18 protein-coding genes and 1 tRNA gene are annotated in these 23,411 nt (G+C 60.8%); 18 read left to right on the top strand and 1 reads right to left on the bottom strand.

The genetic code is table 11. The features are described from left to right. Nucleotides 1-284: 284 nt before the first annotated feature. A tRNA-Leu gene (locus tag P1S46_03890) sits at nt 285-371 on the bottom strand. A gap of 129 nt (nt 372-500) precedes the next feature. On the opposite strand from P1S46_03890, the gene rnr reads away from it, so the two are divergent. The 18 genes from rnr to dapA all read left to right on the top strand — a co-directional run bounded on the left by rnr (nt 501) and on the right by dapA (nt 23,301). Further along, entirely contained in the window at nt 501-2,804 is a 2,304-nt protein-coding gene (gene rnr / locus P1S46_03895; protein MDF1535629.1) for a ribonuclease R, read from the top strand. Further along, nucleotides 2,801-3,670 (top strand): DNA-processing protein DprA, encoded by an 870-nt coding sequence (gene dprA / locus P1S46_03900; GenBank protein ID MDF1535630.1) that lies wholly within the window; start codon nt 2,801-2,803, stop codon nt 3,668-3,670. The genes rnr and dprA overlap by 4 nt, the downstream gene beginning before the upstream one ends. A 568-nt stretch (nt 3,671-4,238) precedes the next feature. Next, nucleotides 4,239-6,497 carry a type I DNA topoisomerase gene (topA, locus tag P1S46_03905; protein MDF1535631.1) on the top strand — a complete coding sequence of 753 codons (2,259 nt, stop codon included), beginning with the start codon at nt 4,239-4,241 and terminating at the stop codon, nt 6,495-6,497. Then, a complete protein-coding gene (gene trmFO, locus P1S46_03910) occupies nt 6,484-7,794 on the top strand; it encodes a methylenetetrahydrofolate--tRNA-(uracil(54)-C(5))-methyltransferase (FADH(2)-oxidizing) TrmFO (GenBank protein ID MDF1535632.1) in 1,311 nt (436 codons plus the stop codon). The genes topA and trmFO overlap by 14 nt, the downstream gene beginning before the upstream one ends. A gap of 98 nt (nt 7,795-7,892) precedes the next feature. After that, a complete protein-coding gene (locus tag P1S46_03915; protein MDF1535633.1) occupies nt 7,893-8,828 on the top strand; it encodes a tyrosine recombinase XerC in 936 nt (311 codons plus the stop codon). Between the two features lie 13 nt (nt 8,829-8,841). After that, nucleotides 8,842-9,375 carry an ATP-dependent protease subunit HslV gene (gene hslV / locus P1S46_03920; protein MDF1535634.1) on the top strand — a complete coding sequence of 178 codons (534 nt, stop codon included), beginning with the start codon at nt 8,842-8,844 and terminating at the stop codon, nt 9,373-9,375. An 85-nt stretch (nt 9,376-9,460) separates the two neighbouring features. Next, nucleotides 9,461-10,807 carry an ATP-dependent protease ATPase subunit HslU gene (hslU, locus tag P1S46_03925; GenBank protein MDF1535635.1) on the top strand — a complete coding sequence of 449 codons (1,347 nt, stop codon included), beginning with the start codon at nt 9,461-9,463 and terminating at the stop codon, nt 10,805-10,807. A gap of 21 nt (nt 10,808-10,828) precedes the next feature. Further along, complete coding sequence (locus tag P1S46_03930) at nt 10,829-12,370, top strand: GAF domain-containing protein (protein MDF1535636.1); 1,542 nt, start codon at nt 10,829-10,831, stop codon at nt 12,368-12,370. Beyond that, a complete protein-coding gene (gene argB, locus P1S46_03935; protein MDF1535637.1) occupies nt 12,367-13,248 on the top strand; it encodes an acetylglutamate kinase in 882 nt (293 codons plus the stop codon). The genes P1S46_03930 and argB overlap by 4 nt, the downstream gene beginning before the upstream one ends. Further along, complete coding sequence (locus tag P1S46_03940; protein MDF1535638.1) at nt 13,245-14,453, top strand: aspartate aminotransferase family protein; 1,209 nt, start codon at nt 13,245-13,247, stop codon at nt 14,451-14,453. Before argB ends, P1S46_03940 begins: the two co-directional genes overlap by 4 nt. Nucleotides 14,454-14,458: 5 nt before the next feature. Next, complete coding sequence (argF, locus tag P1S46_03945; GenBank protein MDF1535639.1) at nt 14,459-15,379, top strand: ornithine carbamoyltransferase; 921 nt, start codon at nt 14,459-14,461, stop codon at nt 15,377-15,379. Between the two features lie 24 nt (nt 15,380-15,403). After that, nucleotides 15,404-16,621, top strand: a complete 1,218-nt coding sequence (locus P1S46_03950; GenBank protein ID MDF1535640.1) for an argininosuccinate synthase — start codon at nt 15,404-15,406, stop codon at nt 16,619-16,621. A 50-nt stretch (nt 16,622-16,671) separates the two neighbouring features. Continuing rightward, on the top strand, nt 16,672-17,088 hold the full coding sequence (locus P1S46_03955) for an NUDIX domain-containing protein (protein ID MDF1535641.1): 417 nt from the start codon (nt 16,672-16,674) through the stop codon (nt 17,086-17,088). A gap of 3 nt (nt 17,089-17,091) precedes the next feature. Further along, nucleotides 17,092-18,264, top strand: coding sequence for a hypothetical protein (locus tag P1S46_03960; GenBank protein ID MDF1535642.1), 1,173 nt, complete (start codon nt 17,092-17,094; stop codon nt 18,262-18,264). A gap of 22 nt (nt 18,265-18,286) precedes the next feature. Further along, complete coding sequence (gene argH, locus P1S46_03965) at nt 18,287-19,678, top strand: argininosuccinate lyase (GenBank protein ID MDF1535643.1); 1,392 nt, start codon at nt 18,287-18,289, stop codon at nt 19,676-19,678. A gap of 338 nt (nt 19,679-20,016) precedes the next feature. Further along, nucleotides 20,017-21,267 carry a diaminopimelate decarboxylase gene (lysA, locus tag P1S46_03970; GenBank protein ID MDF1535644.1) on the top strand — a complete coding sequence of 417 codons (1,251 nt, stop codon included), beginning with the start codon at nt 20,017-20,019 and terminating at the stop codon, nt 21,265-21,267. 186 nt (nt 21,268-21,453) lie between these two features. Then, nucleotides 21,454-22,311 (top strand): diaminopimelate epimerase, encoded by an 858-nt coding sequence (gene dapF, locus P1S46_03975; protein ID MDF1535645.1) that lies wholly within the window; start codon nt 21,454-21,456, stop codon nt 22,309-22,311. Between the two features lie 117 nt (nt 22,312-22,428). After that, the gene (dapA, locus tag P1S46_03980; protein ID MDF1535646.1) at nt 22,429-23,301 is read left to right on the top strand and encodes a 4-hydroxy-tetrahydrodipicolinate synthase; all 873 of its coding nucleotides are present in this window, start codon (nt 22,429-22,431) and stop codon (nt 23,299-23,301) included. Nucleotides 23,302-23,411: the final 110 nt, after the last annotated feature.

Consider the following 23,411-nt stretch of genomic DNA (forward strand, 5'->3'; position numbering starts at 1 on the left):
AGGAGTGAGCGCGGAGGCATACTTTAGTATTCCGCACAAGCGAACGACTCAGCAACGCCGCCGGAACGGAAAAGAACATCGTGAATAGTCCGGGCTAGCTTGCAGCTGATAGCTGATAATGCCAACAGGGTCAAAGGGTCAGAAGGGTAAATGGGTCAGGTGGGTCATGGTTCTATTTCTGATTTTTTGGGGATCACTTTGGACTTTCCACTTTGGACTTTGGACTTTGGACTTGAGCACCACTCAAATAATAAAGGGCCCGCGAAGGCCCTTTATTATTTGAGTGGTGCGAAAGGGGGGAGTCGAACCCCCACAGAGTTGCCTCCACTGGGTCCTGAACCCAGCGCGTCTACCAGTTCCGCCACTTTCGCATGATCTGCCGCATTGGTATCGTTCTTGCTACAATATATGAAAGCACGATTCAGATGCATTCGCCTGTTCATGGGAACCAGGCAGTCGTGACCAGCAAGCCACTGCTAATTACAACAGGGAGGAAAACGTTGTCAAGGGGATACCGGGGTAAAAGGAAGAGCACGAAGAGGGGAACCCCTCGATCCCGCCCCATGCGGAACTCGGGGCAGGAAGGGGAAGAGGGGAAGGGGGGGAGAAGTTCACCGCCCGCGGTGGACGAGGCCAGGATCGTCCGTTACCTGGCGGACACAGCCGGACGCCCGCTGACCGTGAAGGAACTGGGTGAAGGCCTTGAAGTGCCTCCTCAGCAGCGCCGCGGACTCCGGGCCGCGGTGGACCGCCTGGTGGAAAACGGTTCCGTCATCAGGATCAAGGGCGGCCGGCTGGCCCTTCCCTCACGGGTCCACCTGGTCACCGGGAAGGTTACCATCTCTCACTACGGCGACGGGATCGTAACGGGCGAAACCGATAGCCGGGAGAATGTTGAAAAGGTCTACGTTCCCGCGGCCCGCCTCGGCGGCAGCATGAACGGCGACCAGGTGGTTGTGCGGGTGGAAAGAGCGCCGGTCCGCGGCCGGCACGCCGAGGGCCGGGTGATCCGGGTGGTGAAAAGGGCCCGCACCGAGATTGTGGCCTTTTACGGTGTCGAGGACGGGGTCGGGATCGCCCACCCGCAGGACGAACGGGTCGGACCGGCGGTCATCATACCGCCCGGACGGGAGGGGATGGCGATACCCGGCCAGCTCACCGTCGTGAGGCTCACCGCCTACCCGGAAAAGGGCACCATCGGCCGTGGTGAGGTGGTGGAGGTACTGGGTGAGGCGGAGACCCTCGAGACCCAGACGCGGGCCACCATCCACGCCGGCAACCTCCCCCACCGGTTCCCCCGCAAGGTGACAGGTGAATGTGCGGCCCTCCCCCGCAAACCGTCCGCCCAGGACATCGAGGGCCGGGAGGATCTGCGCCCTCTGCCCTTCGTCACCATCGACGGCGTCAAGGCGAAAGATTTCGACGACGCCCTGTTCGCCCGTCCCAACGGTGACGGCTCCATAGACCTTTACGTGTCCATCGCCGACGTTTCCCACTATGTCGAGGCGGGTTCCGCCACCGACAGGGAGGCGCTGCTGCGAGGCAACTCCGTGTACTTTCCCGAATCGGTCATCCCCATGCTTCCGGAGCGTCTTTCCAACGGCCTGTGCAGTTTGAACCCCGGCGTTCCCCGACTGACCTTCACCTGCCAGGTGCGCCTCGACCGCAACGGGAACCCGGTCAAGCACCGCCTCTACGAGAGTGTTATCAGGAGCGCGGCGAGGCTGACCTACAGGCAGGTGGAAGATTACCTTTCCAGCGCCGTTCCCCCGGAGGGAGCCTCGGCTGCCGTCCTCGAGAACCTGGACCTCCTCGCCGAGGCATTCAGTCGCCTGAAAGGGAGAAGGCAAGAGAGAAAAAGCCTCGATTTCGACCTGCCCGAGCCCGAGGTCGTTTTGAGCGCCACCGGCCAGGTGGAAAACATCTACCGCGCCGAACGGTACACCTCCCACAAGGTGGTGGAAGAGTGCATGCTGCTGGCCAACGAGGTGGTGGGAAAAGTGCTCAGGGAGTCGGGGGGCCCTGGTGTCTACCGGGTCCACGAACCACCGGGAACGGAAAAAATAGAAGAGCTGAACCGCCTGCTGGCGTCCCTGGGGCTGAGGGTTCCGCCGTCGGCCAGGAACACGGCACCGTTCAGGAAAATCCTGGAAAGCACGCCCGAGGGCGGCAAAAGCCGTTTCCTGAACACAGTGATCCTCCGGACCATGATGCGGGCCCACTATTTTCCAGAGCCGGAGGGCCACTTTGCCCTGGCCCTGGGCGATTACGCCCACTTCACCTCCCCTATCAGGAGGTACGCCGATCTCGTCGTCCACCGCCTCCTCAAAACCGTCCTCGGATATACGCCGCCGGCAGTATACGGGGATCTTGCCGCTATCTGCGAGCACATCAGCGAGACGGAGCGCACCGCCGAAACAGCCGAGCGGGACCTCCTGGCGTGGCTCCGGACAAAGTTCATGGCCGACAAGGTCGGCCAGAACTTCACGGGAACCGTATCCGCCGTGACATCCTTTGGTTTCTTCGTGGAGCTGGAAGAATTTTTCATCGAAGGGCTCGTCCATCTGTCCTCCCTTATCGACGATTATTACCTTTTCCATGAAGACCGCCTCATCCTTGTGGGGGAGAACACCGGTAAGGTCTTCCGCCTCGGGGACCGGCTGACCATCCAGGTGGTTTCGGTGAACCTGCCGCGCCGCCACGTGGATTTCATGCCGGTGGACCCTGAGAGTTCGGGCAGGAGTCCGGCCGGGATTCCCCCCCGAGGTTCCGCCCGAAGTACCCGCCGGGGTTCCAAAAAATGACTGATATAGTTGTCACTCCCGGCGGCCCCGGGTATCCCGAGCTTCTGACCCGGATCCCGGTTCCGCCGGAAAGACTTTTCGTGAGGGGAGGGCTTGAAAGGCAGGATACGCTGGCTGTGGCTCTTGTGGGCTCCCGCAACCCCACACCCTATGGACGCCACATGGCAAGGCGCATCGCCGGGGACCTGGCCCTCGCCGGAGTGACGGTGGTCAGCGGCCTCGCGCGGGGGATCGACACGGAGGCCCACCGGGCCGCCCTGCGCAAGGGCGGCCGGACCATCGCTGTCCTGGGATGCGGACTGGATGTAGACTACCCACGGGGATCCCGGGAACTCAAGGACGCGATCTCCGGCAGCGGAGCCCTGCTCACCGAGTTTAAAAGCGGCACCCCGCCCCTGCCCGGAAACTTCCCGTCCCGGAACCGGATCATCAGTGGATCGTCACTGGCGGTCGTGGTGGTCGAGGCGGGCCGGCGGTCCGGGTCCCTCATCACGGCACGGTGGGCACTGGACCAGGGAAGGGAAGTGATGGCGGTCCCCGGACGGGCGGACAGCCCCCAATCCGCAGGGCCCATCGACCTCATCCGGGACGGCGCCCTGCCCGTGACATGCGCGGACGATGTCCTGAGCGGTATGGGCCTGGAACTGGGCGAAGGGAGGGTCGACGAGAGAATATCCCCGGAACACGCGAAATACTCCCCCGGAAACGGACCGATCCTGCGCGCCCTGGGCCCTGGTCCGCGCCTTCCCGAGGAGCTGGTCACTGCCACCGGCTGGCCCCTCCCCAAGGTGCTGGCCTCCCTTTCCGGGCTCATGATCGAAGGCCTTGTGACCGTTGAACCGGGGGGATTATACACGCTGGCATGAACCGACCCGGAGACAGGACGACGGGGAGACACGGGGGAAGGGGCCATGGGGCGGTCACAGGAACGCAGTGATCTGAAAAAGTCATTCCCCGCGTCATTCGGCCCGTTTCACCATATTTTATTGGCATGAAAAACCGAGCAGTATCCTTGAGTTATACCCGAAATCCTGGCTCGTACCTGCTCCTGGCTGGATTTCGGGTGTTGACAAACCATCCCCTATTCTGGTTTAGAGGCTGTCTTGAAACAGTTGAGAGTTACGGGTTGAGAGTTACGGGTTGATGGCACCCGTCCATTCCATCCAGCGGGCGGGTTTACGTACTTCCGGTCCTTATTCTCGATCCTCGTCTTTTTACTCTCAACTTTGACAGGGTCGCAAAAAGTCCAATCCGGGACTTTTCGCTCAACGGAAAGGGAAAAGCGTCGTTTTCCCTTTCCTTACAAATCAATGACTTACAGTGTGAGTCATTGATTTGGGCGCCCCGCGCGGGGCGCGTTGATGACTTTTTGCGAAGTCATCAACTTTCAACCATTCTGACCAACCATTCTGACGCGGGAGCGCTGGTAAATTTATGAGCAAAGACCTGATCATCGTCGAGTCGCCGACCAAGGCGAAGACCATCGGCCGTATCCTGGGAAGCGACTATGACGTTCTGTCCTCCAACGGGCATGTCATCGACCTGCCTACCAAGGAGCTGGCCGTAGACCCCGAAAACGGGTTCGCCCTGAAAAACCAGGTCATCCCCAGCAAGAAGAAGGTCCTCTCCCAGATCACCAAGGCATCCAGAGATGCCGGGAGGGTCCTTCTGGCTACTGACCCTGACCGTGAAGGCGAGGCCATCGGCTACCTCATCAGCCGGCACATCAAGGTGTCCGAGGAAAAGGTCTTCCGGGTCATGTTCCACGAGATCACCAGGTCCGGCATTCTCAATGCCCTTGAAAACCCGGGGAAGGTGGACGAGCGCAGGTTCCAGGCCCAGCAGGCAAGGCGGGCCATCGACCGCCTCGTGGGGTACAAGGTGAGCCCCGTCCTCTGGAAAAAGATCAAGAGGGGACTTTCCGCAGGCCGTGTCCAATCCGTAGCTCTTCGACTCATCTGTGAAAGGGAGAAGGAGATCAGGGCCTTCATCCCGGAGGATTACTTCCTCGTCCACTCGATCCTGGAAGCAGACGAAGCCCCCACAATCAAGGCCCGGGTCGTCTCCATGGAGGATGGGAAAACCGCCTTCAGGAACGGCCGGATCCCCGATGAAAAAACGGCCCAGGCCATCCGGGAAACGCTCCTCGTTGAACCCCACACCGTGGCAGACCTCCAGGTCAAAGAGAGCATGAAATCTCCCCCGCCGCCCTTTATCACCAGCACTCTCCAGCAGGAGGCGGCACGCAAACTGCGTTTCACGGCCAAAAAGACAATGATGGTCGCCCAGCAGCTGTATGAGGGAGTCAACCTGGGAGAGATGGGGACCATGGGGCTCATCACCTACATGAGGACCGATTCCGTAAGGGTCGCCAGCCAGGCCCTCGACGCGGCCCGGCTGAAGATCAAGGAAAAGTTCGGCAGCCGGTACTTACCCTCGTCTCCCAGGCACTACAAGAACCGGAAGGGCGCCCAGGACGCCCACGAGGCTGTGCGGCCCAGCCGCCCCGACCTCTCCCCTGAGGCGGTCTCGGCTTTCCTCGAAAAAGACCAGGCACGGCTCTATGAGCTTATCTACAAACGGTTTCTCGCCTCCCAGATGGAAAACGCCAGGATCGAGCGGACGAAAGTCCAGATCTCGGCGGGCCCCATCGGCCTGGCCGCCTCCGGGCAGAGAGTCCTGTTCCCGGGCTTTACCGCCCTTTACGAGGAAGGCCGGGACGACAACGGGGACGGCGAACCTGATCTGCCGCCCCTGACGGCGGGCCAGAACCTGGGTCTCGAGGATGTCGAGATGGAAAAGAAAACGACGCAGCCTCCTCCCCGCTACACGGAAGCGACCCTGGTCAAGGCAATGGAGGAAAAGGGGATCGGACGTCCCAGCACCTATGCGGCCATCCTGGACACCATCCGCAAGCGCACCTATGCGGTCATGACGGAAAGCAGGCGATTTTTCCCCACATCCCTGGGAATCGGCGTCAACGACTACCTCGTCTCCCGCTTCCCCCGGCTGGTGGACGTGGATTTCACAGCCCACATGGAGGACGAACTGGACCTCGTGGAAGAGGGAGACAAGGGCTACCTCGAGATCCTGAACGAGTTCTATACTCCCTTTTCCTCGGAACTCGCCGCCGTGGAGGAAAAGGACGAGGAGTACATCTGGGGCATGACCGACATCCCGTGCCCGGAGTGCAAGGAGCTTCTCAAGGTTCGGACCAGCCCCCGCACCGGCGAGTTTCTTGCCTGTTCAGGCTACCCGGAATGCCGGTTCACTTCCGATTTCAAGCAGACGGACGACGGCGGCATAACCCTCACTTCGGGCGAGACGAGGCCGGAAAAATGCCCCGAATGCGAAAGCCCCATGACGGTCAAGCAGGGGCCCACCGGTCCTTTCCTGGGGTGTACCCGTTATCCGGAATGCAAGGGTACCCGTCCCCTTACCACTGGAGTGACCTGCCCGCTGGAAGGGTGCCCGGGAGACCTGGTGGTGCGGCGGACCCGGAAGGGCAAGACATTCTACGGCTGCAGCGCCTATCCTGACTGCACCTTCGCCGTCTGGGACGAACCGGCAGCGTCCCCCTGTCCCGCCTGCGGTTTCCCGGTCATGACACGCAAGTCTACAAAACGCGGCGACATGATGGTGTGCGCCGACAAGGAGTGCGGCCACCGGGTGCAGGGAGATGAGTCTGGTTAAAGTCATCGGGGGAGGGCTGGCCGGCAGTGAAGCCGCCTGGCAGATCGCCCGTCGTGGTATCCCCGTCACGCTGTTCGAGATGAGGCCCGGCAGCTCCTCCCCGGCTCACAGGACCGGTGATTTGGCCGAACTCGTCTGCAGCAACTCCCTCAAATCATCCAGAACCGACCGTGCAGGCGGCCTTCTCAAGGAAGAGCTTGCCCTGTGCGGCAGCCTGCTCCTCGAGGCGGCCGGCAGATCCGCGGTTCCCGGGGGATCGGCCCTGTGCGTTGACAGGGGGGAATTTGCCGGGATGGTCACCGAGGCCCTCGAGGGCTCTCCCCTCGTCACCGTTGTCAGGGAGGAGGCCACCTCGATCCCCGCCGAAGGACCGGTGGTGGTCGCCTCCGGCCCCCTCACCTCGGATGCCCTCGCCGCCTCGGCCGGGCAGATCCTGGGGTCGGAGCGGCTTTTCTTTTACGACGCCATCGCCCCCATCGTCCAGGCCGACAGCATCGACTGGAGCCGGGTCTTCGTACAGGACCGCTACCAGGACGCCGCAGGCAGCGCCTACGTCAACTGCCCCCTGGACAAGGACCAGTACGAAACCCTGCTCATGGCCCTGAGGGAAGCCGACCCTCTCAAACCCCACGAGTTCGAGGACGCGAAATATTTCGAGGCGTGCATGCCCATCGAAGAACTGGCGTCCAGGGGAGACAGGACCCTGGCCTACGGATCCTGGAGGCCGACAGGGCTGACCGATCCGAGGACGGGAAAACGCCCCCATGCCGTCATCCAGCTTCGCCCCGAAAACAGGGCTGCCACGGCTTACAGCATGGTGGGGTTCCAGACCCGGCTGCGCTTCGGCGACCAGGAAAGGATCTTCCGCACCATCCCCGGTTTTGCGAACGCGAAGTTCGAAAGGCTGGGTACGATCCACCGGAACACCTACGTGGACGCTCCTGCCTGCCTTGACCGCCACCAGCGCACCAGGGGCAGGCCCGATCTTTTTTTCACCGGGCAGCTGGCGGGGGTGGAAGGGTACGTCGAGTCCATGGCCAGCGGCCTCATGACCGGCCTTTACGTGGCAACGATGCTGGAAGGGAAGATCATCGACCCGCCTCCTCCGACAACCATGACCGGGGCGATCCTGGCCAGGCTTTCCGACACCGGGACATCCCCCTTCACACCGGTGAACGCCCAGTTCGGGCTCCTGCCTCCCCTGACCGGGCAGCCCCGCAAAAAGGACCTGAAACGCCAGGCGTTAGCGGAACGCGCCCTGGCTGACATGGCCGGATGGTTTTCAGCTATCAGCTGATCGCTCCCGGATCACAGGTCTGCCCAGGGCGGCCCGTGCTGGACTTTCACCCGCAAAAACCCTATTATTTTTGTTTTCCGATCGGGGGAACAAGGTCCATGACGGAAAGACCCGGAGAGGGGTCAGGTGCCGCCACCCACAGCGGCCGGATGGAGGGGTTCCTTCGCTACCTGGAAAAGGTGCGGGGTTCGTCACCGCACACCCTCGCGGCTTACCGGAGGGACATCATGGATTTCATCGGGTACCTGGAGGGGAGAGCTCTGCCGGGTGACAGTGCTGATTCTGTAAAGTCCTTCCTGGGGCACCTGTTCGCCAGGTCCCTCGCGAGGTCCACTATGGCCCGGAAGATATCGGCCGTGAGGTCCTGGTGCCGGTGGATGGTGAGGGAGGGAGTGCTCGAAACCAACCCTTGCGACGGCATCCCCACTCCCAGGACGCCGAGGAAAACCCCGAGGTTTCTGAGCCTTGAGGAGGTGACGGCGCTTCTCGACGCGTCCAGTGGCGATCGCACCGGCGACCTCAGGGACCTGGCCATATGGGAGATGTTCTATTCGTCCGGTATCCGTCTCAGCGAACTGTCCGGTCTGGACACCCAGGACTGGGACCGGGACGGCAATCTGCTGCGGGTCAGGGGAAAGGGCAGCAAGACCAGGATCGTCCCCCTGGGCCGAAAGGCCTCCGGACGGATCGAAAAGTACCTTAAAGCGGACGGAAGGTGGCCGGCCGCGGGAGATCGGTCACCCCTCTTCCTGAACAACCGTGGCGGGAGACTGAGCCAGCGGGGCATCCAGAAACGGCTCGAACAGAGGCTGAGGAGCTGCGGCCTGGACACGAGGATAAGCCCCCACGTGCTGCGCCACACCTTCGCGACCCACCTGCTTGACAGCGGGGCTGACCTGCGGGCGATCCAGGAGATGCTGGGGCACGAAAGCCTCCAGACCACCCAGCGATACACCCACGTGACCATGGACCGGCTCCTGGAGGTCTATGACAGGTCGCACCCGCGATCCGCCAGGAAGGGAGAAGAGTCATGAATGCGAGGTTGTCATGGCGGCGATGAAAGGGACCACCGTCCTGGCGGTAAAAAGGAATGGCAAGGTGGCCATGGGTGGGGACGGTCAGGTCACTGTCGGCGAGACGGTGATCAAGCACACGGCCAGGAAGGTCCGCACCCTGTACGGGGGAGAGGTCCTGGCCGGGTTCGCCGGATCTACGGCCGACGCTTTCACCCTGTACGAGAGGTTCGAAAAGAAGCTCGACCAGTACCAGGGGAACCTGCCCAGGGCCGCGGTGGAACTCGCAAAGGACTGGAGGACCGACAGGGTCCTGCGCCGGCTGGAAGCTCTCATGGCCGTAGCCGACACCAAAAACCTTTTCCTGATATCGGGGAACGGGGATGTCCTGGAACCGGAAGGCGAGGTCCTTGCCATCGGATCGGGCGGGCCTTATGCCAACGCGGCGGCCCAGGCCCTCCTGGCCTTTTCCGACCTGGAACCGGCCGAAGTCGTCCGGGAGGCCCTTTCCATCGCCGCCCGGATCTGCATCTATACTAATGATGAGATACATATCGAGGAACTGTAGTGAACGGTATACGGTGAACAGTTCACAGATAAATCCGAAAAAAACGCTTACTGTAAACCGTAAACTGTAGACTGGAAACTTTAAAATGACCCCCCACAACTTCACACCGAGAGAGATCGTCGACAGCCTGGACCGGTTCATCATCGGGCAGGACCACGCCAAAAGGTGTGTCGCCATCGCCCTGCGGAACCGCTGGAGGCGGCAGCAGGTCCCGGAGGAACTCAGGGACGAGATCGCACCACGGAACATCATCATGATCGGCCCTACCGGCGTGGGAAAGACCGAGATCGCACGGCGGCTCGCCACTCTTGCCAACGCTCCCTTTCTGAAGGTGGAGGCCACCAAGTTCACCGAGGTGGGTTATGTGGGCAGGGACGTCGAGTCCATGATCCGCGACCTGGTGGAACTGGCCATCAAGATGCTGAAAGAGGAGAAGATGGTTTCGGTCATGGAGCGAGCCGACCTCGCTGCTGAAGAGAGGCTTTTAGACCTCCTCCTGCCAAGGAGCGCGATCCGGCCCGCGGAGCCACCCGGACAGGAGAGCACACCGAGCGCCGACACCCGGGAAAAGCTGCGGCGGATGCTCCGTTCCGGGGAACTTGACGACAGGGAGGTCGAGGTGCAGGTGGAGGAACGTTCAACACCGTTTATCGAGATCTTCAACGCTCCGGGAACCGAAGGGATGGATATCAACCTCAAGGACATGATGGGCAACCTGTTTCCGGGGCGAAAGAAGGTTCGCAAAGTCCGCGTACCGGATGCCACGAGGCTCCTCGCCCAGGAGGAAGCGGCCAGGCTGGTGGACATGGACAGCGTCACCAGCGAAGCCATCACCAGGGTGGAGCAGAACGGGATCGTTTTTTTAGACGAGGTGGACAAGATCAGCGGCCGCAGCTCCGGGCAGGGTCCGGATGTTTCCAGGGAGGGGGTCCAGAGGGACCTTCTGCCCATCATCGAGGGGACAACGGTCACCACCAAACACGGCATGGTCAAGACCGACCATATACTGTTCATCGCCGCCGGCGCTTTTTCCGTGAGCAAACCGTCGGACCTTCTTCCGGAACTCCAGGGACGATTCCCCATCCGGGTGGAACTCGACGCCCTGTCGCGGGGGGATTTTGTCCGCATCCTGACGGAGCCCGAAAATTCCCTCACCCTCCAGGTAAGGGAGCTGATGCGCACCGAGGGGATCGAGATCACCATCACCCCGGACGCCATCGACACCATCGCTCTCATGGCCGAGGAGGTCAACACCAGGACCGAGAATATCGGTGCACGGCGGCTGCACACGATCCTGGAAAAGCTCTTCGAGGAGATCTCGTTCACCGCACCGGACATGAGCGAAAAAGAGATCGTCATCGATTCCGTCATGGTGAGGAAAAACCTCGCCGACATCGTTTCGGACGACGACCTGAGCCGCTACATCCTGTAACTGAGAAGGGGGAGTTTAGCCATGAGCCGGGCGATCATCATCGACAGCGACGCCCTGACCAGACAGACCCTCAGGGGGATCATGGCCAACGAGGGTTACGAGGTCGTCGAGACCGCGGATGGGCAGAAAGGGATCGCCGAAGTCCGCAGCGGGGAGGAGATCAGCGTCATCTTCCTTGCCGACCAGCTGGCCGGCCTGTCCGGCCTGGACACACTCATCGCCATCCGGAAGTTCCAGCCGAAGGTTCCGGTGCTCATGATCATGAGCACCGACAACAGGCAGGCCTCCCAGGTGGCCCTCAGCCGTGGAGCGGCCTGGTTCCTCACCCGGCCTGTCAAGGTCGAGGACGTCCTGGTCATCATCCGGCTCCTCATGGAGAAAAAGCGGCTCCAAAGGACCATCGATCAACAGGTGGAAAGGCTGCGGCTGCTTGTAAAACAGACCGGGGAGCTGACGGACATCGAGGATGACGGGATCGCGCCGGAAGACGTGCTCAAGGAGAGCGAGTTTCTCTCCCGGTCCATCGAACTCATCGCCGGCGTCCTGAACGCCAAGAAGGTGTCGATCATGCTTCTGAGCCGGGACGGCAAGGAACTGGTCATGGCCAAATCCAACTGGATCCTGCCGAGCAAGATCCCCACCATCCGGCAGCCCGTCGGCCAGGGGGTTTCCGGCCGGGTGGTCATGGACGGCAAGCCCATGCTGGTGGAGGACGCGGCAAAAGACTCCAGGGCCGACACCAACGAATATGCGCGCCAGTACGAGTCGTCCTCCTTCATCGTCACCCCCATCTTCTGCGGCAAGCGCGCCATCGGGGTGATCACCGCCAACGACAAGTCCGACAAGAGCTCCTTTACGGAGGGTGATCTGGCCCTGCTCAACACCTTTTCCAACCAGATGTCCATGGCCATCGCCAACCTGTTCATGATGAAGAGGACGGAACGAGAAAAACTCAAGCTTACCTTCGTCAACGGCATCGTCCAGGCCCTCGTGTCCAGTGTGGACCCGGACCAGATCTACAAGTCTCTTTTGAGCAAGGTCACAACCGGACTGCGGGCCACCGCCGGAATCCTGGCTTTTGCGGACGGAAGCGGGAGCAAACTGAATTTCGAATACGCCATCCCGGAGAACCGGATCCGGATCCCTGAAGCGCCGGTCCCCGTGGGTCCCGGCGCACTGGCCAAAGTCGTCAAGGAAGGCGCCATTGTCATTTGCAACAACCCCGGTGACAAGGAAGGGGTGGATCCCGCATCCGATTTTCCGCCGGGGCTCACTGTCCGGAGCCTTGCCGCCGCACCCCTCACAGCCAACGGGAAAGTACTGGGGGTAATCGCTGTTTTCAACAAGGAGGACGGCCTCCCCTTTGACGAATGGGACGCGGAGATCCTTCAGACTGTGGCACCCCAGGCCTCCATGGCGATCAAGCAGGCCTGGCTTTACCAGAACCTCATCAAGAACATTGACGAGGTGGTGGAAACGAACAAACAGCTCGAAAATGCCAACCGCGAGGTCCGGGAAAAGGTCCGGGAGCTCGACCGGCTCAAGAGCAAGGTGACGACATGAAAGCACTGATCGAAAAAGCGCACGTCCTTCTCGAGGCGCTCCCCTATATCAGGAAGTTCCAGGGCCGGACCGTGGTCATCAAGTACGGCGGCAGCGCCATGGTCAGCGAAGGGCTGCGGTCCAGGTTCGCCCAGGACATCATCCTGCTCCGGACAATCGGGATCAAGCCGGTCATCGTTCACGGCGGGGGGCCCCAGATCGGGCAGACCCTGGCCAGAATGGGCAAGGAGACGAAGTTCGTCAGGGGACATCGGATCACCGACGAGGAGACGATGGACATCGTTGAGATGGTCCTTGGCGGAAAGGTCAACAAGGAGATTGTGGCCCTGATCCAGAAGCACGGAGGCAGAGCCGTTGGCCTCACGGGCAAGGACGGAGGATTGTTCAGTGCCGAAAAGCTGCTCATCGAGGACACTCCCGAAGGGGACGGTCCACCCGAGATCATCGACCCCGGCAGGGTAGGAAAGGTGACCCGTGTCGATCCCGAGGTCATTAACCGGCTGGACGGGGGTAACTTCATCCCCGTCATCGCTCCCGTGGGCGTCGACGCCGAAGGCAACACGTACAATATCAACGCCGATTCGGTAGCCGGAGCCATGGCCGCAGCGCTAAAGGCGGAAAAGCTGCTGCTCATGACCGACGTGCCCGGGATCACCGATGGGGGGGGCAACCTGATCTCCTCAGTTGACCGGGAGCTCCTGGGCCGGATGGTCAGGGACGGGACCATTCACGGCGGGATGATCCCGAAGGTCCAGGCCGCCGTGACCGCCCTCGAGGGGGGTGTTTCAAAGGTCCACGTTGTTGACGGACGGGTGGAGCATGCTGTTCTCCTGGAGATCTTCACCCAGACCGGCATCGGTACGGAGATCGTTCCATGACCGGCCCGGGCGCAGACACGAGGAAGCTGCTCGAAATGGCGGCAGGCTCCTTGTGGCCCAACTACCGGCAGCAGCCGGTGGTGTTCACGAGGGGCGAGGGAAGCCGTCTCTGGGATACCGACGGCCGGGAATATGTGGATTTCGTGGCGGGGATCGCCACCTGCAATCTGGGTCACTGCCATCCGGCCGTGACAAAAGCGATCCAGGGCCAGGCAGCTCGCCTGCTTCACGTCTCCAACTGGTACTACAATGACATCATGGCCCGGCTGGCCGCAAAGCTGACATCGCTGACGTCCATGAACAGGGTCTTTTTCTGCAACAGCGGCGCCGAGGCCTCTGAAGCAGCCATCAAACTGGCCCGAAAGCGGGCTTTCGAGAAATACGGTCCCGGCCGGAACCTCATCGTCAGTTTTCACGGAGCGTTCCACGGCCGCACCATGAAGGCCCTCACCGCCACCGACCCGAAACACCACGACAAGGCGTTCTCGCCGTATCCCGGCGGATTCGAGCACATCCGGCACGGGGACCTGGAGGCCATGGCCGGCCACCTTCCGTCGGCGTGCGCCCTCTTCCTGGAGCCGGTCCAGGGCGAGGGAGGTGTCAACGTCATGGACCAGACGTTCCTCCGGAAGGCCGCCGCGCTTTGCCGTCAACACGACGTGCTCCTCATGGCGGACGAGGTCCAGACGGGGATGGGACGATGCGGAACCCTTTTCGCCCACCAGGCCATGGGTTTCGTCCCCGATGTCATGACCCTCGCCAAGGGCCTCGCCAACGGGTTCCCCATGGGAGCCGTCCTCGCCGGGGAGGAGATCGCCTCCGTCATGGGGCCGGGGACACACGGGAGCACCTTCGGCGGGAGCGCGCTGGCCTGCGCGGCGGCCCTGGCGACCCTGGAGACCCTGCAATCTGAAGGCCTGCCGCAACGAGCCGCCCTGTCGGGTGAGCAGCTCAGGGCCGGTCTTCAGGATCTTGCAAGGCGTCACGACATCGTTATCGAGGTACGGGGCATGGGTCTCCTCCTGGGTATGGAGCTTACCGTTCCGGCAGCCCCCCTGGTCGGATCCCTCATGACAAAAGGGTACCTGGTAACCGCGGTAGGCGAGCGGACCCTGCGTTTCACACCGCCCCTGAACATCGCCGGCGAAGACATCCTGGGGATGCTCAATGCCCTCGACCTGGTCCTGGGCGAATACGGAGGTTGATCACCATGAGCAAGAGGGACTTTCTCACCCTTATGGACATAACATCCGGGGAACTGGCCTCCCTCCTGGATCGGGCCCTGGAGATGAAAAAGCGCGGACCGGCCATGACCGACTGCCCTCTTCTGGGCAAGAGCGTCGGTCTGCTCTTTGAAAAAGCCTCCACGCGGACGCGGGTCTCCTTCGAGGTCGGGATCTACCAGCTGGGAGGTCAGTCCATCTTCCTGAGCCCGAGGGATGTCCATCTTTCCCGTGGAGAGCTTCTCAGCGACACCGGGAAGGTCCTGTCGCGCTACCTTTCCGCCCTGGTGGTCAGGACCTACAGCCAGGAAACGGCCCGGATCCTCGCCGAAGAGTCCGATATACCGGTGATCAACGCCCTCACCGACCTTGCCCACCCTTGCCAGGCCCTTGCCGACCTTATGACCATGCAGGAGATCGCCGGCTCCCTCAAGGGCGTGAGGGTGGCCTGGCTTGGGGACGGCAACAACGTCGCCAACAGCCTGATCCTGGGCTGCGCCATGACCGGTATGGAACTCGTCCTCGCCTGTCCTGAGGGTTACAGCCCGGACCCCGCATTCCTGAACGAGAGCCTGCAGCTGGCTGCCCGGTCAGGCGGCTCGATCCGTACGACCACGGATCCTGCCGAGGCCTGTGCGGGGGCACAGTTCCTGTACACCGATGTCTGGACGAGCATGGGACAGGAAGAAGAGTCGGAGAGAAGGCGTAAGGACCTGGCCGCGTATCAGCTGAACGCTGCCAGGATCGGTGACGCCGACCCGGATGCCCGTTTTCTCCATTGTCTGCCGGCTCACAGGGGTGAAGAGATCACCGAAGAGGTCATGGAGCATCCCCGCAGCGCGATATTCGACCAGGCTGAAAACCGTCTTCATACCCAGAAGGCGCTGATGGAATGGCTGTTGAAATAATCTTTGAATGAAGAAGGAGAATTTATGAGCGAGAAACCCGACGTAAAAAAAGTAGTTCTGGCCTATTCCGGTGGTCTCGACACCTCGGTCATCCTCACCTGGCTCAAGGAAGAGTACCAGTGTGAAGTGGTGGCTTTCGCCGCCGACCTCGGCCAGGGCGACGAGATGGACGGCATCCGTGAAAAGGCGTTGAGAACGGGAGCCAGTGAAGTTTACATCGAGGACATCAAGGAGGAGTTCGTCAGGGATTTCGTTTTCCCGGCCCTGCGGGGCAACGCCATCTACGAAGGGTACTACCTCCTCGGGACGAGCATCGCCAGACCCATCATCGCCAAGGCACAGATCGAAGTGGCACGACGGGTCGGGGCTGATGCCGTGTCTCACGGCGCCACTGGAAAAGGGAACGACCAGGTCAGGTTCGAGCTTGCCTACCATACCCTCATGCCCGGCGTCACTGTCATCGCCCCGTGGAGAGAGTGGGACCTGGGCAGCCGTACGGCCCTCATCGAGTACGCGAAAAAACACGACATCCCGATCCCGGTCACCCGGGAGAAGCCGTACAGCAGCGATCGCAATCTGCTTCACATCAGCTACGAGGGGGGGATCCTGGAAGACCCCTGGATGGAGCCCGACGAGTCCATGTTTACCCTGACGGTGGCCCCGGAAGATGCGCCGGACAAACCCGGATATGTGGAGATCGGGTTCGACGACGGGACCCCCGTCACGGTGGACGGTGAACCCCTGTCCCCGGCGAACCTCCTGGCCCGCCTCAATGAGATGGGCGGGCGTCACGGTGTCGGCCGGATGGACATGGTGGAGAACCGCTATATCGGCATGAAATCCCGCGGTGTCTACGAGACTCCGGGCGGAACCATCCTCCACATGGCCCACCGCGCGGTGGAATCGGTGACAATGGACCGGGAGATCATGCACCTTCGCGACTCCCTGGTGCCGCGCTTTTCCGAGCTCATCTACAACGGTTACTGGTTCAGCCCCGAGATGGACTGGCTGCGCAACTGCATCGACGAGACCCAGAAGGGTGTCACCGGCACAGCCCGGCTGAAACTGTTCAAAGGCTCCTGCAGGGTGGCAGGCCGCAAGGCCCCCGACTCCCTGTACGTCACCGACTTTGCCACCTTCGAGGAGGAGACGGTCTTCGACCAGGCCGACTCCACCGGCTTCATCAGGGTGAACGCCTTGAGGCTGAGGATCAACGAAGCGAGGAAGAAGAGAAGCAGCTGAACGCTTGAGATATAAGCTTTGACATTGGAAGCCGCATTACCCCTAAAACTATGAGATATGAGAAAAAAGCAGTCCGGACTGCCGTAGTCGCCGTAGTACAAAACGACGCCGGCCACGTCCTCCTCACCAAGCGGGCCATCCCTCCGTGGCAGGGCAGGTGGGTCATGCCGGGCGGGAAGATCGACCTGGGCGAACCGATCACGGTAGCGTTAAAGCGGGAAGTCCTCGAGGAAGTGGGACTCGATGTCCATATTGAAGGCCTCGTGGACATCTACGAGGTCGTCCCGGGGAATGATCACAGGACGCACTACGTGATATTATATTACCTGGCGTCCCCCAGGGGAGGCAAAGTGAAACCCAACGAAAGCGAGATCGAAGAGGTCGTCTGGGCCGACCGGGAGACGCTGATGACCCTGGACATCACCGACGGGACAAGGCACATCCTGTCCAAGGTCTTCACAACCTGATCAATGATAAGGATCATCGAACATACAGTGGACCTGGAGTTCCCGGTGGGGGCCGGTGTTCACTCGCTCATCGCCCAGATCCCCTGCAGGCTGGGCCGTGAAGGACGTCTTTTCAAGCTCAAGGACAGGGCCCTTCAGGAGCAACGCGTGTTTTCGGTTCTGGAGACTGTGGCGAGGATGCCCGAAGAAGAGCTTCTCCATTTCGTGTTCCTGCCCGAAAGTTCAGTACCGTTCGACGCCCTCGACAGGGTCATCAACACGGTTTCGGAGGACCTGCCCGACAATACCGTGACCGTTCTGGGCGTGGAGCACATCACCCTGCAGCAGTTCCGGAAACTGCTGCAGAGGTTCGCCGAGGACAACAGGGAGAGTCTGGACGCCATCATTAAGGAGAGTGAGGGAGAGGACCACGCCAAACCGGTCAACATGTGCGTAACCATCGTCAAGGAAAGGGATGGAGCTGTCCGCTGTTTCCTTTCGGCCAAGACATACCCCTTTGCTGGAGAGGAGACGGTGGATTGTTCCTTCGACCTGTACCAGGGGAAGGCCTTTCTCCTGTTTACCTGTCGCCACGTGCCCTTTAATTTCATGCCCGTCATCTGCTTCGATTACGTTTACCGGGATCTGCACCACTCCAACATCATGACCATCATCGAGAAGACCAATGAGATCTATTTCAAGCGGCATCACCATCTGGATCTTCTGGCCGTCATCCAGTGCAACCCGAAACCGGAGCACAAGGTGTTCAGGGACGTCGTAACAGGATTTTACGGTGAGCACCTTTTCAAGACTCCCGGTACCCGGGAAACGATCACCGTTTTCGTCAACACCTCTTCGGAGACCGAACTCGAGGGAGATCCATTGGTCCATGCCTTCGGAAACTCCAGCATCGTGGCGGGTATGCGTCACAAACTTCCAAGGATCAAGCTGTCGGAATTTAAAACCGATGATTTTTCCGGAGCTCCCGTGTCGAGGCTTCGCTTCGGGGACGCCACCCGTCTTTACACGATACGGCTTTTCCCCCACCACGAAACCGATCCCCGGTCCTCCCGGTCCATGGTCAAGGTGACCGGAGTTTACAGGCCCGGTACCGTCACCGGGTGGGAAAAGATGAGCGGCGACGAACTTCTCACCGGGATCTCCGACGACGCGGGAAACCCCTTGAATATCTTTTGATGGACTTGTAAAAGGAGCGCGCATGACCAAAAAGCCGTGGCAGGGACGTTTCGATGAGAAAACCTCCCGCATTCTGGAAGAGTTCTCGGAATCGATTTCCTACGACAGGGAGCTTTATCCCCAGGACATCCGGGGAAGCATGGCCCACGCCCGCATGCTCGGTAAACGCGGGATCATTCCCGCCGGAGACGCCAGGCTCATCGTCGAGGAACTGAAAAGGATCCTTGCCGAGCTCGACGCCGGTGCCGAGCCATGGGACAAGGCCCTTGAAGACGTTCATATGAACATCGAGACCCTGCTCACCGCCAGGATCGGAGAGGCCGGAGGGCGTCTGCACACGGCCCGAAGCCGCAATGACCAGGTGGCACTCGACCTCACCCTCTACGTGAGGGAAACGTCAACAGCGATAGCTTTGAGCATCGTCGACCTCCTCGACGCCCTGGTCACCCGGAGCGAGGAGCACGTGGAGACTGTCGTCCCCGGGTATACCCATCTGCAAAGAGCCCAGCCTGTTCTCCTGGCCCACCACCTCATGGCCTACTTCGAGATGCTGCGCCGTGACCACGTCAGGTTCACCGCCCTGGCGCAGAGCCTGGATCTAAACCCCCTCGGTGCGGGAGCCCTCGCCGGCACCCCTCACCCCATAGACCGCCACATGACAGCCAACGAACTGGGTTTTCGCGGGGTTACGCGCAACAGCATGGATACCGTTTCCAACCGCGATTTCGCGGCGGAGTTCCTGTTCGCCTCGGCCCTCGCTCAGGTCCACTTAAGCCGCCTCGCCGAAGAGGTCGTTCTCTGGGCCACTGCCGAGTTCTCCTTTGTGACCCTTCCCGACGCTTTTGCTACCGGGAGCAGCATGATGCCGCAGAAGAAAAACCCCGACTCAGCCGAGCTCGTCCGCGGCAAGACGGGGAGGATGATCGGCAACCTCACATCCCTTCTGGTTACATTGAAGGGGCTGCCCATGACCTACAACAGGGATCTCCAGGAGGACAAAGAGCCTGTTTTCGATTCTGCCAGAACGCTGGCCGGTTCCCTCGAGATCATGACCGGTCTCGTGCTGGGCCTGGCTTTCAACAATGAAGCCATGGCCGAAGCCGCTGACGACGGGTTTTCCACGGCGACGGACCTGGCCGATTACCTTGTGGGAAAAGGGGTCCCTTTCCGGCAGGCACACGAGATAACCGGGAACCTGGTCGCCCTTTGCCTGGAAAAGAGGTGCGGTCTTCCCGATCTTACGCTCGCCGAGATGAAAAAGCGATGCGACCTCATCGAGGAAGGGGTTTTCGAAGCCCTCGATGTTCGATCGTCCATCAGCCGTCGCGATGTCATCGGTGGGACGGCCTACGGTCAGGTTGCCGGAGCGCTGGAGGAAGCCCGTGAGTGGCTGGATACGTTTCGCGGCAATTAGCGCACTGATAGCGACTCTTCTTGTCGCGGCCTGCGGAGTCAAGGGTCCGCCCGCCCATCCGTCAGGTCCCTGGGGCACTGCCGATGGGGAGCGGGATGCGGAAGGCTCCAATTAACCTCCAGGGTGCTGCCATGTTCCTCTGGCACCACCCTGGAGGTAGAATATAAAAAATCCAGATCTCCAGCATGAAAAACCGAAGTGAAATTAATGCTGTCGAAGCTACTCCAATTCTGATAAATTTGCGGACTTCACGCCCGGTACCGCGTCTACACCACGCCGCGAAGCCGGGCTCTTTACTCAAAGATCCGGAAGGGACTTGAGGCACAGGAAACGGAACAATGAATTTTTTCAGCTACAGAGGGAACGAGCTCTACTGTGAGAGCGTGCCTGTTGAGCGTATTGCCGCCGAGGTGGGAACACCCTTTTATCTGTACAGCGCCTCCACCATAACCCGACACTTCAAGGTCTTTACCGAGGCCTTTGCCGGCACCGATCACGTGGTGTGCTACTCAGTCAAGGCCTGCTCCAACCTGGCCGTGCTCGAGCTTTTGGCGAAAGAGGGCGCCGGGGCTGATATCGTGTCCGGCGGGGAGCTATTCAGGGCCCTTGGGGCAGGGATTCCGGCAGACCGGATCGTGTTTTCCGGAGTGGGCAAAAGGATCGACGAGATCCGCTACGCCCTGGACGCCGGGATCCTCATGTTCAACGTGGAATCGGCCGAGGAACTGCACACCCTTGACATGACGGCGCGCCAGATGAACAGGAAGGCGCCATTGGCCCTCCGTGTCAACCCGGACGTGGACCCCAAAACCCACCCCTACATCTCCACGGGGATGAAAAAGAACAAGTTCGGGATACCCGTGACAGAAGCGTTGGCCATTTACAGGGAAGCGGCGGGCATGGACGGTATCGAAGTTGTGGGCGTTGACTGTCATATCGGCTCCCAGCTCACGACCGCCGAACCTTTCGGGGAAGCGGTGGCAAAGCTCATGGCCCTGGTGGACAAATTGGAAAGCGAGGGGATCCCTGTCCGTTACGTGGACGTGGGCGGAGGCCTCGGGATCGTTTACGACGAGGAGTCCCCTCCCCTGCCTGCCAACTACGCCGAGACTATTGTCAGTGCCCTCGGAAGGAAGGACAAGATCCTGATCCTCGAGCCAGGCCGGGTCATCGTCGGCAACGCGGGCATCCTGGTCGCCCGGATCCTTTACAACAAGAAGGGATCCACCAAAAACTTCGTCGTCGTGGACGCCGCCATGAACGACCTCATCAGGCCGAGCCTCTACGATGCCTATCAGGAGGTGGTCCCTGTTATCCGCACCGACCGGGAAGAGATGGTGGCCGATGTGGTGGGGCCCATATGCGAGTCAACAGACTTTCTGGCCAGGGACCACAAGCTTCCGATAATGTCCCAGGGTGAGCTGCTTGCCATCAAGAGCGCCGGCGCTTACGGATTCTCCATGTCATCCCAGTACAACTCGCGGCCGCGCGTAGCCGAGGTGATGGTGTCAGAGGACCGGTTCCAGGTCGTCCGGGACCGGGAAACCATGGATGACCTGGTACGGGGTGAGAGGATATTTAAACAATGACAGTCCAGGGACCAAAGACCAAAGCCCAAAGAAAAAACACTGTTAATAATGACTACCGTTTGTGCTCCTCTTTGGACATTGGACCCGTCTTCCTCCTCCGGACTACGACGCGGCAGGCATTGGACGTTGGATTTGAGCGAAAGGGATCGGAAAGTCCATCCTGATCGCTACTTAAGGGAGAAACTTATGGACTTTCCGATCCCTTTCGTGAAGATGAGCGGCACCGGAAACGACTTTATCATCATCGACAACCGCGGCAAGCTCGTCGCGAATAGCGAGATGGTTGAACTCGCCGTGCAGGCGTGCCGCAGGGGACAGTCGGTGGGAGCCGACGGACTCCTGCTCATAGAAGACGACCCTGAACTGGATTTCGCCTGGAGGTTCTTTAACTCCGACGGCAGCGAGGCCGAGATGTGCGGCAACGCCGCAAGGTGCGTTGCGCGGCTGGCGTCCCTGGACGGAATCTCCGGCGAGGAACTGGTCTTCAGGACCATAGCGGGACCGATCCAGGCGTCGGTGGACGGCACCGGCGTCACGGTTCAGCTCACCCGGCCGGCAGGTCTTGAGCCGCGATTCGACCTCGAACTCGACGACGGTGAACAGATCGAGGCGGGGTTCGTGGACACGGGAGTTCCCCACACCATTGTACTGCTACCGTCCGGGAACCTGGAGGATCTGGACGTCCAGGAGACCGGCAGGAAGATCCGTTTCCACCCCAGGTTCTCCCCTGCCGGCACCAACGCCAACTTCATTGAAATCACCGGCACCGGTTCGGTCAATATCAGGACCTACGAGAGAGGGGTGGAAGCAGAGACACTGGCCTGTGGGACGGGGGCTGTCGCCGCAGCCATCGTGGCCACTGTAAGGGGACTGACCACGCCTCCGGTATCGGTGACGACCCGGGGCGGTGACGTGCTCATCGTCCACCTGGACGGGAAGGACCCCATGGCAGGAGATGTGCACCTGGAAGGGAACGCCTCCCTTGTCTATCGGGGCGAACTCACCGGAGAAACGGTATCCTGCGGGCAGACCGAAAAATCGTGAAGGACTCAAAAATTTTTCCCGGGATCTTAATGTCTGAAGTTGTATTACTTTTTGGGGTCCCGCCAAACTTACAGTTGCGTGTCACGGTTTTAAGACACGCAACCGGGGAGGTCAAACATGTTCAAGGGAGCTTTCACCGCACTGGTCACACCTTTCCGTAACGGCCGTATTGACACTGACGCCCTTCGGGCCCACGTCGATCGGCAGATCGAGGGTGGTATAGACGGTCTCGTACCGTGCGGCACCACCGGCGAGGCATCGACCCTCAGTCACGACGAGCATGTGGAAGTGGTGCGCATCGTCGTCGAGCACACCGGGGGCAGGGTCCCGGTTATCGCGGGGTCCGGTTCCAATTCGACCAGCGAGGCTCTGGAACTGACCCGAAGGGTCAAGGATGTCGGTGCGAACGGTGCCCTCATGATCACCCCCTATTACAACAAACCTACCCAGGACGGCCTCGTCGCCCATTTCACCACCGTGGCAAAGGGGGTGGACATCCCCATCATCCTTTACAACGTACCGGGCCGCACCGGGATCAACATGCTGCCCGAAACGGTGGGCCGCCTGTCTGCCGTTCCCAACATCATAGGCCTGAAGGACGCCGCCGCGGACCTGAAACAGACCAGCTATACCAGGCGGGTTGTCCCCGATGAGTTCATCATCCTCTCAGGGGAAGACGCCCTGGTCTACCCTCTCCTCGCCGTTGGCGGGAACGGTGTGATCTCGGTGGTCTCCAACATCGTCCCCGGCGACATGGCTGCCTTGTGCCGCCTTTTTCAGGATGGCGACATGACCGGCGCAGCCGGGCTTCACCATCAGCTTTTGCCCTTGTGCGACGCCATGTTCGTGGAAACGAACCCGATCCCTGTCAAGGGCGCCCTGGCGATGATGGGTCACATCGAAAACGAATTGCGTCTGCCGCTGGTGCCCCTCACGGAAAATGGTGCGGTGAAGGTCCGCAAGGCCCTTTCAAATTACGGGCTGCTGTAGGGGGCGGAGGGAACAGGAAAGCTGACACGGGGACACGGGGAAGAACCCAGGGAGCAAGGGTGCATGGGAGCGAAGGAGCATTGCGGAAAAGCCAAGAGGACGGGATGGCA

The sequence above is a fragment of the bacterium genome, assembly GCA_029210545.1.
Classification (GTDB): domain Bacteria; phylum BMS3Abin14; class BMS3Abin14; order BMS3Abin14; family BMS3Abin14; genus JARGFV01.